Annotated in this window: 10 protein-coding genes and 1 pseudogene; 6 read left to right on the plus strand and 5 right to left on the minus strand. The window is 70.2% G+C overall.

Annotation, left to right across the window (positions count from 1 at the left end):
• Window positions 1–147 precede the first annotated feature (147 nt).
• The 4 genes from ACWEFL_RS21550 to ACWEFL_RS21565 all read left to right on the plus strand — a co-directional run bounded on the left by ACWEFL_RS21550 (window position 148) and on the right by ACWEFL_RS21565 (window position 3,321).
• Window positions 148–402, plus strand: coding sequence for a hypothetical protein (locus ACWEFL_RS21550; protein ID WP_451714961.1), 255 nt, complete (start codon window positions 148–150; stop codon window positions 400–402).
• A 79-nt stretch (window positions 403–481) separates the two neighbouring features.
• Window positions 482–1,318: a bestrophin-like domain gene (locus tag ACWEFL_RS21555; RefSeq protein ID WP_451714964.1), complete on the plus strand. Its 837-nt coding sequence runs from the start codon at window positions 482–484 to the stop codon at window positions 1,316–1,318.
• A gap of 246 nt (window positions 1,319–1,564) precedes the next feature.
• A complete protein-coding gene (locus tag ACWEFL_RS21560) occupies window positions 1,565–2,719 on the plus strand; it encodes an LLM class flavin-dependent oxidoreductase (protein ID WP_451714966.1) in 1,155 nt (384 codons plus the stop codon).
• On the plus strand, window positions 2,716–3,321 hold the full coding sequence (locus tag ACWEFL_RS21565) for an FMN reductase (protein ID WP_451714969.1): 606 nt from the start codon (window positions 2,716–2,718) through the stop codon (window positions 3,319–3,321). The genes ACWEFL_RS21560 and ACWEFL_RS21565 overlap by 4 nt, the downstream gene beginning before the upstream one ends.
• Before the next feature lie 123 nt (window positions 3,322–3,444).
• Here the strand turns inward: ACWEFL_RS21565 and ACWEFL_RS21570 are convergent, their stop codons facing one another.
• A complete protein-coding gene (locus tag ACWEFL_RS21570; RefSeq protein WP_451714972.1) occupies window positions 3,445–3,987 on the minus strand; it encodes a DapH/DapD/GlmU-related protein in 543 nt (180 codons plus the stop codon).
• 224 nt (window positions 3,988–4,211) lie between these two features.
• Here ACWEFL_RS21570 and ACWEFL_RS21575 point away from each other — a divergent pair.
• Window positions 4,212–4,509: pseudogene (locus ACWEFL_RS21575) on the plus strand (IS982 family transposase); the annotation flags it as partial.
• Window positions 4,510–4,519: 10 nt separating this feature from the next.
• On the opposite strand, the gene ACWEFL_RS21580 reads toward ACWEFL_RS21575, so the two are convergent.
• On the minus strand, window positions 4,520–4,756 hold the full coding sequence (locus ACWEFL_RS21580; RefSeq protein ID WP_451714974.1) for a hypothetical protein: 237 nt from the start codon (window positions 4,754–4,756) through the stop codon (window positions 4,520–4,522).
• Window positions 4,757–4,816: 60 nt separating this feature from the next.
• On the opposite strand from ACWEFL_RS21580, the gene ACWEFL_RS21585 reads away from it, so the two are divergent.
• Window positions 4,817–8,437, plus strand: a complete 3,621-nt coding sequence (locus tag ACWEFL_RS21585; protein WP_451714977.1) for an AAA family ATPase — start codon at window positions 4,817–4,819, stop codon at window positions 8,435–8,437.
• A gap of 257 nt (window positions 8,438–8,694) precedes the next feature.
• Here the strand turns inward: ACWEFL_RS21585 and ACWEFL_RS21590 are convergent, their stop codons facing one another.
• From ACWEFL_RS21590 to ACWEFL_RS21600, 3 genes are all read right to left on the minus strand, one after another.
• The gene (locus tag ACWEFL_RS21590; protein WP_451714980.1) at window positions 8,695–9,822 is read right to left on the minus strand and encodes a MerR family transcriptional regulator; all 1,128 of its coding nucleotides are present in this window, start codon (window positions 9,820–9,822) and stop codon (window positions 8,695–8,697) included.
• Between the two features lie 337 nt (window positions 9,823–10,159).
• Window positions 10,160–11,017 (minus strand): ABC transporter permease, encoded by an 858-nt coding sequence (locus ACWEFL_RS21595; RefSeq protein ID WP_451714983.1) that lies wholly within the window; start codon window positions 11,015–11,017, stop codon window positions 10,160–10,162.
• Window positions 11,014–11,985: an ATP-binding cassette domain-containing protein gene (locus tag ACWEFL_RS21600; protein WP_451714985.1), complete on the minus strand. Its 972-nt coding sequence runs from the start codon at window positions 11,983–11,985 to the stop codon at window positions 11,014–11,016. Before ACWEFL_RS21600 ends, ACWEFL_RS21595 begins: the two co-directional genes overlap by 4 nt.
• Between the last annotated feature and the right edge of the window lie 11 nt (window positions 11,986–11,996).

The following is an 11,996-nucleotide window of genomic DNA, read 5'->3' on the forward strand; positions in this document are numbered from 1 at the left end:
CCACCACCGACACCCACCCCGAGCCCTACGCCAACCCCGACGCCACCCCCCACATCCACACCCCCGCCCACGCCGACTCCCACTCCCACACCCACGCCGACTCCGGTCGAGACCCCCACGCCACCGGCGGCCGTACCACCGCCGCCCGTGCCGGCACCGCCACCAACACCGGCACCGGCTCCTTCGGCGAGCCCCCGCGCCATCGTCCTCCCGGCCCCTCCCCCGCCGCCGCCCGCCGCCCGGCCGCCCGCCGCGCCGCCGCGAGCGCAGCCCGTACGCCATCACCGCCCGCTGTCCGGGAGGCCCGAGCGCGACGGGATGCCCCTCGTCGTCCTGGTGCTCGTCACCACCACCCCGGCCGTACTCGCCGCGGCCCTGCTGAAGCCCCGGCGCGGGCGCTGAGCGACAGCCGCCAGCGGCCCCGGCGGCCCTAGGTCGCACAAGCCCCCTCGTACACACGAACACAGACACGGAGATCCCCATGTCCGAATGGCTTGTCCTGGCCATCGCGATGGCCGCCGCCTGCGGTGTCGTCCTCATCGGCACACTGCTCAGCCACCGCCGACGGGAGAAGGCCCTGGCATCCGCGGAAGCGGGGGAGGCGGGCGAAACGGGTGAGACAGGCAAGACAACGCCAGGGGCCGAGGCCGACGAGACCCCCGACGTCCTCGAGTACATGACGATGATGCTCGGCGTGGTGTACGCGATCGTCCTGGGTCTCGCGATCGCGGGCGTCTGGGAGGCCCGCAGCACCGCGCAGGACGAGGTACGCCGTGAGGCACAGGCCCTGTACGAGGTCACCCAGCGCGCGGACGTCTTCCCCGCCGACTACCGGAAGAAGCTCACCGCCGACGTCGACGCCTATGTCTCGTACGTCGTCCACCGGGAGTGGCCGCGGATGATCGACGGCAAGGAGATCTCCGACCGCGGGGCCGAACTGCTCACCACCGTACGGACGGATGTGGCCAGGCGAGCGCCCGTGGGGGAGCTGGAGGCTCAGGCGTACCAGCCGATGCTGGACCAGGTGTCCGTCGCCGACGACGCGCGCAACGCGCGCGTGGAGAGCGCGGGCGCGACCCTGCCGAGTGTGGTGTGGTTCGGCCTGATCATCGGTGCGCTGATCACGGTGGGCCTGATCTTCACGATGCAGATCGGCCTCAGCTACCGGGAGCTGCTGCTCGCGGGGCTCTTCAGCGCGCTGATCGCGTTCCTGCTCTTCCTCGTGTGGGACTTCGACGCGCCGTTCGGACGGTCGGGGACGGAGTCGGCGGACGCCTTCCGCCGGCTGTTCCCGACGGCCGCCGGACCGGGCGATTAAGGACCTGGCCCGGACGGGGTCCGGGCCTGAGTCCGGAGCGGGGGCTTCTGGCGGGGCCCGGGACGGACCCCAGCCGGAGCCTCGGCCCTCAGAGATCTCAGAGGTCACAGGGGTCACAGAGATCCAAGGGGCCCGGCGTGGGGGGGCGGAATAGGACGACGGGGACTCTCGTTGTAGGGTTTAGTTCAAGATTCAACCAATGATTCCACCGACGGAATCAGGACTGAACCCGGAGAGGTGAGCTTCATGCAGTTCGGCATCTTCACCGTCGGCGATGTCACGACCGACCCGACGAACGGTCGTACGCCGAGCGAGCACGAGCGGATCAAGGCGACGGTCGCCATCGCCCAGAAGGCCGAAGAGGTCGGCCTGGACGTCTTCGCGACCGGCGAGCACCACAACCCGCCCTTCGTTCCGTCGTCCCCGACGACCCTCCTGGGTCATATCGCGGCCCGGACCGAGAATCTGATCCTCTCCACCTCGACCACGTTGATCACCACCAACGACCCGGTGAAGATCGCCGAGGACTACGCATACCTCCAGCACCTCGCGGACGGGCGCGTCGACCTGATGATGGGCCGCGGCAACACCGGACCCGTCTATCCCTGGTTCGGCCAGGACATCCGCCAGGGCATACCGCTCGCGATCGAGAACTACGCGCTTCTCCGCAGGCTGTGGAGGGAGGACGTGGTGGACTGGGAGGGCAAGTTCCGTACGCCGCTCCAGTCCTTCACCGCGACCCCGCGCCCGCTGGACGGCGTGCCCCCGTTCGTCTGGCACGGCTCGATCCGCTCGCCGGAGATCGCCGAGCAGGCCGCGTACTACGGTGACGGCTTCTTCCACAACAACATCTTCTGGCCCATGCAGCACACCAAGAAGATGGTCGACCTCTACCGGAAGCGGTACGCGCACTACGGGCACGGAACGCCCGAGCAGGCCATCGTCGGACTCGGCGGCCACGTGTTCATGCGCAAGAACTCGCAGGACGCCGTCAACGAGTTCCGTCCGTACTTCGACAACGCGCCGGTGTACGGGCACGGTCCCTCGCTGGAGGACTTCAGCGAGCAGACGCCGCTGACCGTGGGCTCCCCGCAGCAGGTCATCGAGCGGACCCTCGGATTCCGTGACGCGATCGGGGACTACCAGCGCCAGTTGTTCCTGATGGACCACGCCGGGCTGCCGCTCAAGACCGTACTGGAGCAGCTCGACATCCTCGGCGAGGAGGTCATACCGGTACTGCGCAAGGAGTTCGCGAACCTGCGGCCCGCCGGAGTACCGGAGTCCGCACCCGTGCACCCCGCGGTCGCCCGCGCGAACGCGTCCGGCGGCGGAAGCGCCTCGCCGTTCTCGGAGAACTCGAACAACTCGAACAACTCGACCGGCTCGAAGGAGACGTCATGACCCTGAAGCTGGTGGCCGTATCCGCCGGGCTGAGCGTGCCGTCGTCGTCCCGTCTGCTCGCCGACCGGCTGACCGAGGCCGTACGCACGTCCCTGGACGCGGGCGGGACCGAGGTCGAGATCAGGGTCGTCGAACTGCGTGAGCTGGCGGTTCCCATCGCCAACCATCTGGTGACGGGGTTCCCGTCGCCCGCGCTCGGCGAGGCGATCGAGGCGGTGGAGGAAGCGGACGGACTGATCGCGGTCACGCCCGTCTTCACGGCCTCGTACAGCGGGCTCTTCAAGTCGTTCTTCGACCTGTTCGAGCCCGAAGCCCTCACCGGGAAGCCCGTCCTCATCGGGGCGACCGGCGGCACCGCCCGGCACTCGCTGGTGCTCGAGCACGCGCTACGTCCGCTCTTCGCCTATCTGCGGGCGCTGGTCGTGCCGACGGCCGTCTACGCGGCCTCGGAGGACTGGGGCGGCTCGGGCGATCCACTGACGGACACCCTGCCGGTACGGATCGTGCGAGCGGGAGGACAGCTCGCACAGCTGATGACCGGCACGGTCGGCCCCGTCGGCAGGCCGGGCGAGCCGGTGGCGGCGACCATGCCCTTCGACTGACCCCGGCGGACCGCCCCACGACAGGCCGACCCTCACGGGAACCCGTACTCCGTACCCCGTACCCCGGAACCCGGGGTACGGAGTACGGAGTACGGAGGTCTCGGCGTGGCCCCGGAGAGGTCGTCACCACCGTCGGTGCACGGTTGCCTTGCTGCCGGTCACCAGGCTTGCAGGCGGAACGTCTTCGGCCACGACCGCGCCGGCGGCGACCACGGCATCACGGCCAATGCTGACGCCGGGCAGGATTGTGGCACCGGCGCCGATCCACACGTTCTCCGCCACGTCGATGGGTGCGCCGGTGAGGTACAGCCGCCGCTCCTCGGGATCGACCGGGTGGCCGCTGGTGATGAACGTGACCTTCGGGCCGACCATCACGCGCTCGCCGAGCCGGATGCCGGCATAGTCCAGGAACGTGCAGTTCTGGTTGATGAACACGCGCTCGGCGAGGTCGAGGTTCAGGCCATGGTCCGTGAAGAAGGGGGGATAGATCGTGACTCTCGGTGGCAGTGGCTTGCCGAGGATCTGCCCGAACAGTTCCGCCTTGCCCGCTTCGTCCTCGAAAGGTAGGACGTTCAGGCGGGAGGTGAGCTCGGTGACCCGCAGGACCCTCTCGGCCATGGCCTGGAACTCGGCGCTGTGGATGCGCATGAGACGGTCGCTGGACATGCCGCGATCCTTTCTGGTGTACCGGTGACCAGATCAGACTCACCAGATGGTCGATTCCAAGGGGTGCCCGCGGAGACGAGAACGAGGGCCTCCAAGATTGTTTTGTGACGAACAACCTGGACACCCTCGCGACGGCACTCTATGAACGGCACTCTATGAGACGACCGACAACCTGCTGAGGGAACGTCCGGATCTGGCTCCGCGGCGGCCGGCCGCGGGGATCGCAACGCGAACTCGCCCAACAGGGAGTCGAATTGCTGCGCCCCCACCCGCAAGGGCGAACCACAGCGGCCCGGCGGGTCCCTGTTCAAGCCGCTACGGCAGGCCATCGAGTCGATCAACGAGACCTTCAAGGGGCAGCTCGACCTCGAACGACACCGGGGACGCACACCCCGCGGTGTCCTCACCCGCGTCATGCAGCGAATACTCGCGCTCACCGCCGCGATCCGGCACAACGACCGCACCGGACAAGACACCCTCCGCTCACTCACCCCGTACTATCACGGCCCCCGTTGGAATTGATCATCCAGGCTCAGGGCGTGCAGCCTCTGGTGCTAATCGACCTGGACAACACGTTGGTGGACCGGCAGCTCGTCAGGCCCGGCCGGTCCACGACGTACGTGTTGCCGTACCGGTCGTTGCGGTAGAGCGCCTCGCCGGGGAACTCGGGCACCGCCTTCCGAGGCGCCGGATTGGCGGCCTCCGGCGTGCGGATTCCGAGGCGCGGCTTTCCGGCGCGGAGCCGGGCGCGGACGGCTGACCTGCGCATACGCCGGGGGCGGGGATTCTCGCATGCCGATTGTCAGTGCCCCCTCTTATCGTTTTGGGCATGACCCCTGCACTCATCGGGCGAGATCACCCCGCGGGCGTCCTCCGGGCCGAGATCGGCCGGGCGACGGAGAGCCACGGGGGCCTCGTGCTGGTCACGGGAGAGGCGGGCATCGGCAAGACGGCGCTGGTCACCGAAGCGGCCGACGAAGCGAGGCGGCGCGGGGCGCTGGTGCTGGGCGGTTCGTGCTGGGACTCGGAGAGCGCGCCGGGGTACTGGCCATGGGTCCAGGTCGTCCGAGGGCTGCGGCGCGGGATGTCGGCCGAGGAGTGGGCCGAGGCCGAGAGCGCGGCGGGCGGGCGGCTCTCGGTCCTCCTCGGCGAGGACCCCACCGGCCGCGACGAGGGCGGCGAGAGCTTCGCGATGTACGACGCGGTGACGACCGCCCTGGTGACGGCGTCCCAGAAGCAGCCCGTCGTGGTCGTCCTCGACGATCTGCACTGGGCGGACCCGGCCTCCCTCAAGCTGCTCGAATTCGCCGCACAGCATGCGTGGTTCGAGCGTTTGCTGCTGATCGGCACCTATCGCGACCCGGAGGTGGAGGCCGCCGGCCACCCGCTCCAGCAGTTGATCGTGCCACTGGCGGCGCGGGCGGCGGCGACCATGCCCCTGACCGGCCTGGGCCGGGATGAAGTGGGAGCGCTGATAGCTCTCATCGCGGGCCGCGGGCCGGATCCGGAACTGGTCGAGGAGATCCACCGGCGCACCGGGGGCAACCCGTTCTTCGTGGAGCAGACCGTTCGCATATGGGGCGGCGGCAGCCCGGTCACCACGGTCGCGCCCGGTGTGCGCGAGGCGGTCCGGCGACGGCTCGCCCTTCTGCCCGACCAGGTCGTCCGGTTGCTCGAAGTGGCGGCGGTGCTCGGCCGCGAGTTCCACCGCCAGGTGCTCGCGGCGGCGGCCTCCGAGCCCGTACCGCAGGTGGACCGGCTGTTGGAACGGGCGATCGCGGCCCGGCTGGTGACCGTGCGGTCGGCCGGCCGGTTCGCCTTCGTCCACGATCTCGTACGGGAGACGCTGTACGAAGCCCTGGACGAGGCGCGCAGGCGTTCGGGCCATGCCGCGGCCGTACAGGCGCTGGACCGGGCCGTGCGGCCACGCGGCTTCTCCCCCGCGGCGGTACGGCCACTGGACGGCTCCCCCGCGCTCGGCGACAAGCTGCTCCCCGCCGATCTCGCGCGGCACGCGTATCTGGCGGGCGGCGAACTGGACGGCGGCAGGCGGGCCGATCTCCTGGTGAGCGCCGCCAGGGACGCGTCCAGCAGGCTGGCGTCGGAAGAGGCCATCGGCCACTACCGGCGTGCGCTGGAGGTCGCGGACGGCGACCCCCGCAGGGCCACGCTGATCATGCTCGACCTCGGCAGCTTTCTGCTGCGCTTCGGCAAGGAGGACGAGGCATGGCAGTGCTATGAGCAGGCGGTGACCCTCGCCCGTGAGATGCGCGAGCCCGGGTTGCTCTCCCGTGTGGCCATCAGCGTCCACCAGCACGAATGCGCGATCAGGGGCCCGTCCGCCGGAACCACGCGCCGGGGCGATCTGCTCCGCGAGGCGCACGGCGCGCTGATCGGTGATGGGGACAAGCCGACCGGTCTCTCCGCCGAACGAATGGTCCAGGATCTGGCCATGCGGACCACCGCACTGGCCCGGCGCGAAGACGACGACGACGCGCTCGCGTTCGCCCTGTGGGCCCGGTTCGACTCCATCTGGGGTCTCGGCTCCGCGGCGGAGCGGCTCACTCTCACCGAGGAGATGACCGAGGTCGCCCGGCGCACCCACAACCGCGAGATGGAACTGCACGCCATGGGCATGTCCTGGGTGACGATGCTGGAGCTCGGCGACCCGCGCTATCTCAACCGGCTGCGTGTCTTCTCCGCCGACGCGGACCGGGTGGCTCTGCGCATGTTCGAGCTGTTCAAAGCCGTGGACAACTGTCTCGTCGCCGGATTCACCGGCAGATTCACCGAGGCGATGGACCTGCTGGCGGAGGCGAGAGGGCTTCAGCGCGACCATGGCCAGTTGAATTATGTGTCGACGCATATGTGGTGGGCGCTGTTCCTGATTCAGGGACGGTTCGAGGAAGCCCAGGCGGTGATCGACCAGTTCGACGAGGTGGACCACCCCTACCCCCAGCTCGCGATCGGGCTCACCGCGATCGAGCGCGGCGACCTCTCCCTCGCGCTGCGCATGACCGATGAACTGGCGGCGCTCCCCGAGCCGGTTCCCCGGATGTTCGCCCCGCTGGAGATGCGGCTGCGGGCCCAGACGGCAGCGGCATCGGGCGATCCGGCCCGGATCGAGGAGGCCAGGACCGCGTTGGCACCCCACGCCGGCCAATGGGCCGTCTCCCTGTACGGCTGCGACATCGGCGGCCCTGTCGCCCTCTGGCTGGGCATGCTGGACGCGGCCGGGGGGCGGCGCGACGCGGCGGTGGCCTCGCTGACAGCCGCGTACGAATCGGCCGACCGGATGCGGGCGAGGCCCTGGTCGGTCCGGGCGCGGGCGGCGCTGGTGCGGGTGCTGGGCCCCGACGCCCCCGACGAACTGACAGCAGGGCTACGGCGCGACGCGGAGCAGCTGCGGCTGACGTATCTGCTGGAGGAGAACACACGGGGAGCCGCAGGGCCTGCGGGAGCCTCCGGACTCGCTGGAACCGCCGGGCCTGCCGGAGCCGCTGGACCTGCCGGACCTGTCGCGATCGCTGGAGCCGACGCGGGCGCCTCGGCTGGGACGGTCAGGACGGGCGGCCACGGTGCGCCGGGTCGGGCCGGTACTTCGAGCGACTCGGGCGCGTCCGGTGAACCGGGCGCGCTCGGCGCTTCCCGTGTTTCCGGTGCTTCCCGTGTTTCGGATGCTTCCGGTGCTTCCATCGCCTCCGGCAGCGGATTGCGGGCGCATGGCCGGGCCGCGGATGCGTACGGGGGTATGGGCTCGGCGGCTGAACCCGCCGCAGCCGGGGACGTCTTCCCGGCCGGACCGGCCGCCACCGCCGAACCAGCGGTCGCCGAACCAGCCACGGCCGGGAGCACGGCAGAGCCAGGCGCCACCACCGAACCGGGCGGGGCCGCGGTCGAACCGGCCATGCGGTTCCGGCGTGACGGAGCCGTGTGGGCGCTCGCCTTCCAAGGCCGGTCGGTCCATGTCCCGGACGCCAAGGGGCTGCGGGACCTCCATACCCTGCTGGCCCGCACGGGCGACGATGTGTCCGCCGTATCCCTTCTCTCCCCGGAGGGCGGCGAACTGGCGACCGCGGCCCGCCGTTTCGGCGGTGACCCGGTACTCGACGAAGAGGCCAAGACCCGCTACCGGCGACATCTGGAGCGGCTGGACGAGGAAATCGACCGCGCCGCCGAACTGGGAGACGACCGCCGCGCCGCGGAGTTCGGCCGCGAACGGGAGCGTCTGCTCGACGAGTTGCGCTCGGCCGCCGGTCTGGGCGGCAGAACCCGCCGTCTGGGCGACGAGGCCGAACGCGCCCGCAAAACAGTCACCGCCCGCATCCGCGACACCCTCCGCAAGCTGGAGAAGCTCCACCCCGAACTGGCCGCACATCTCAGGGAATCGGTGACAACCGGGGCGTACTGCTCCTACCGTCCCGCGAAACCGACCCCATGGGGGCTCTGACGACGGACCGGGCGGCCCGCGGCAAGCGGACCGCGGCTGAGAGGGACGCGCGGGCAATGGCCCAGTCGGCGCGGCTCCCCAGCCGGAGGCAGGTGCCGCGCGCACCCAGCCGGAGACGGGAGGCTCGCGCACCCGGTCGGAGGCACGAGGCGCAGGAGTCCCGCCGGAGGCAGGTGTCGCGCACCCCCGGCCGGAGAAGTGAACCGGCCGGGGGTCCGCCGAAGACGGTCCGGACAACGGCCGTTGCCCGGACGGCTTCAGACGGCTGTCACATCCGCGACGACACAGCTGACATTGTCCGGGCCGCCCGCGCGACGGGCCAGGGCGATCAGCTCCTCCACCGCCTCCTCCGGGTCCCGGACCGCCTCCAGGACGTCCCGTACATCGTCGTCCGAGACCACCGTGAACAGGCCGTCCGAGCAGAGCAGATACCGGTCGCCCGCCCGCGCTTCCCGCAGCCGCAGATCCGGGCGGGCCGGGTTCTGACCGCCCTCCAGCGCCCGCAGCAGCATCGCCCGCTGGGGGTGGGAGGCGGCCTCCTCGGCCGTGAGACCGCCTTCGTCGATCATCGCCTGGACGACGGTGTGGTCGTGGGTGATCCGGAAGAGTTCCCCGTCGCGCAGCAGCAGAGCCCGGCAGTCGCCGATATGCACCAGGGCCAGCCGTGAACCGTGCAGCACCATCGCGGTCAGGGTCGTGCCGGAGTCGGCGAAGCCGTTCACGGCGGAGTGGGCCCGGTGCACCGCGTCCTCCAGCGCGTTGAGCAGATCCCCCGCCCGTGTCTCGCCCGGCTGCGGGGCGTCGTCCAGTTCCCTGAGCGCGTCGATGGCGGCGGCGCTAGCGGGCGCGCCGTCCCCGCCGAAACCGTCGGCGACGGCAAGGACCCGTGAAGTGGCGTATACGGCGTCCTGGTTGGTCTCACGGACGAGACCTCGATCCGTCCGCGCGGCATAGCTGATCCCGAGTGTGGGTGCTGTCATCGTTCCTTCGTCCTCTCCCCTGAACGGCGCCGCCCCGGACACTCGGGACAGCTGATCGGCGAGGAAGAGCACCAGGTCGCGTCGGGCGGCGGTCTCCGCCTCGACCCCGTTCCAGTACGCCCGGACGGCCTCCGCCGCGGCGGCCGGATCCGACTCCCACAGATCACAGACCTCGCGGATACGGGCCGACGGCATCCCGATCCGCCGCAGCCACGCCACCAGCCGGGCACGCTCCAGCTGGGACTCGTCGTAGTAGCGGTAGCCGGTGTACTCGTCGACGTGGTCCGGCGGCAGCAGCCCCAGTTCGTCGTAGCGTCGCAGTGCCTTGGCCGACAGCCGGGAAGCACGGGCGAACGCCCCGATCGTGAGCCGTCCCCGCCGGTCCCCCGACTCGCTCTGATCCATGCGGTGATCTCCTCGCGCCGGGGTGGTTGGCCCGGCGGAATCGATACTGGAGTCTCCCTGGGGGAGAAGGTCAACCGGCCGGGCGTCGGAACCGGTGGAGCACCGGATCCGGCCGGCGGGGACGACCGGCAGCCGGAATCTCCAGGGGATCACCGAGGGGCTCCTGAAGCACCTGGGGGCCGGTCGGGACCCCGGCACGCGAGCCCGGCACCGAACCCGCACCCGCACCCGCACCCGCGGTCGAACCTCGCGAGTGGCTCCCGGGAAACACGGAGGCGTCGGGACCACTGCCGTCCCAAGGCCCCGACGCCCATGCCCCGCACTCCGCTTACCCGCCTTACTTGCGGTTGTAGAGCCGCATGGTGATCGCCCCGAAGACGACCACGAACAGCCCTGACCAGCCCAGCGACCATGCGATGTCCGCCGTCGGCCACTCGCCCGCCATCAGCTCCCGGACCGCCGTGGAAACGTGGCTCACGGGGCTGTTGTTGACGAACGCCTGGAGCCAGCCCGGCATGGTCTTGGGGTCGACGAAGACATTGCTCAGGAACGTCAGCGGGAAGATCACCATCATGCTGACGCCCATCACCGACTTCTCGGTGCGCAGCAGCAGCCCGAACATCGTCCAGATCCAGGAGAAGCTGAACGCGAAGACCATCAGCAGCGCGACACCGAGCACCACGCCGACGAACCCGCCGTCCGGCCGGTAGCCGATGATCATGCCGACGGTGAGCATCACCACGGAGGCGATGAGGTAGCGGATGGCGTCGCCGAGCAGATAGCCGACCATCGGGGACGGCCGCCAGATCGGCAGCGTACGGAACCGGTCGAAGACGCCCTTGGTGATGTCCGTGTTGATGGCGACACCCGTGTACATCGTGATCATCACGACGCTCATGGCGAGGATGCCGGGCAGCAGGAACTGGATGTACTCCGAGACCGAGCCGGCCAGCGCCCCTCCGAAGAGATACGCGTACATCAGGACCATCATGATCGGGAAGGCCGTCACATCGAAGAGCTGCTCCGGCACATGCTTGATCTTGAGCATGGCCCGCCAGCCGAAGGTGATGGAGGCGGAGAGCGCGCTCGGCCGCGGTGGTCGCTCCTTGCTCACCAGCAGTGCGGCCAGGTCCTCGGCCTTGGGCGCTGCGAGAGCGACGTCGTCGATGTCCTTGGTCGTGGTCGCGGTGCTCATGCCGCCGCCCCCTTCTTGTCGGTCAGGGCGAGGAAGACCTCGTCCAGGCTGGGCTGTCCCAGCGCGAAGTTGTCGACGGTGATGCCGGTACGGGCCAGCTCGGCGAGCGCCCGCGCGGCCTGCTCCGTGGCGTCCAGCCCGCTGCCGTGGCCGTTCACCCTGGCGGTGAGGGCGAGCGGGTCGGAGTCCAGCACGACCTCGGCCTCCAGGGCCAGGGCGAGCACCCGTTCCGCCTCGGCCCGCTGCTCGGCGTCCCGCAGCCGCAGATGGACCGTCCCCGAGCCGACCGATGCCTTCAGCTCGCCCTTGGTGCCCTCCGCGATCACCTTTCCGTGGTCGATCACGGCGATACGGGACGCCAGCTGATCGGCCTCGTCCAGATACTGCGTGGTCAGCAGCACGGTGGTGCCCTGGGCGACGACCGCGCGCACGATGTCCCAGACCTGATTGCGGCTGCGCGGGTCGAGACCGGTCGTCGGCTCGTCGAGGAAGAGCAGATCGGGGGTGTTCAGGATGGAGGCGGCGATGTCGATGCGGCGCCGCATGCCGCCCGAGTAGTTCTTCACCTGTTTATCGCTCGCCCCGGCGAGACCGAAGGCTTCGAGGAGCTGCTCGGTGCGGATCCGGGCCGCCTGCTTGGAGTGGCCGAGGAGCCGCCCCAGCAGCACCAGGTTCTCCGCACCGGTGAGGTCCTCGTCCACCGACGCGTACTGGCCGGTGAGGCTGACCCTGCTGCGGACGGCGTCCGCGTCCTTCCGCACGTCCTTGCCGAAGACACGGGCCTCGCCGCCGTCGGGCCGCAGCAGGGTGGCGAGCATCTTGACCGTGGTGGTCTTTCCGGCGCCGTTCGGGCCGAGGACGCCGTAGACCGTGCCGGCGGGGACGGCGAGATCGACTCCGTCGACGGCCCGGTTCTCGCCGAAGACCTTCACCAGGCCCTTGGTCTCGATTGCCAGTTCTGTACTCATCAGTCGGATTC

The organism is Streptomyces sp. NPDC004838, from assembly GCF_053600955.1.

What these genes read in the sequence shown, in the direction of transcription:
- ACWEFL_RS21580 (WP_451714974.1), bottom strand. Translation starts at nt 4,756, where the DNA reads ATGCGCAGGTCAGCCGTCCGCGCCCGGCTCCGCGCCGGAAAGCCGCGC.
- ACWEFL_RS21595 (WP_451714983.1), bottom strand. Translation starts at nt 11,017, where the DNA reads ATGAGCACCGCGACCACGACCAAGGACATCGACGACGTCGCTCTCGCA.
- ACWEFL_RS21585 (WP_451714977.1), top strand. Translation starts at nt 4,817, where the DNA reads ATGACCCCTGCACTCATCGGGCGAGATCACCCCGCGGGCGTCCTCCGG.
- ACWEFL_RS21590 (WP_451714980.1), bottom strand. Translation starts at nt 9,822, where the DNA reads ATGGATCAGAGCGAGTCGGGGGACCGGCGGGGACGGCTCACGATCGGG.
- ACWEFL_RS21560 (WP_451714966.1), top strand. Translation starts at nt 1,565, where the DNA reads ATGCAGTTCGGCATCTTCACCGTCGGCGATGTCACGACCGACCCGACG.
- ACWEFL_RS21555 (WP_451714964.1), top strand. Translation starts at nt 482, where the DNA reads ATGTCCGAATGGCTTGTCCTGGCCATCGCGATGGCCGCCGCCTGCGGT.
- ACWEFL_RS21570 (WP_451714972.1), bottom strand. Translation starts at nt 3,987, where the DNA reads ATGTCCAGCGACCGTCTCATGCGCATCCACAGCGCCGAGTTCCAGGCC.
- ACWEFL_RS21565 (WP_451714969.1), top strand. Translation starts at nt 2,716, where the DNA reads ATGACCCTGAAGCTGGTGGCCGTATCCGCCGGGCTGAGCGTGCCGTCG.
- ACWEFL_RS21600 (WP_451714985.1), bottom strand. Translation starts at nt 11,985, where the DNA reads ATGAGTACAGAACTGGCAATCGAGACCAAGGGCCTGGTGAAGGTCTTC.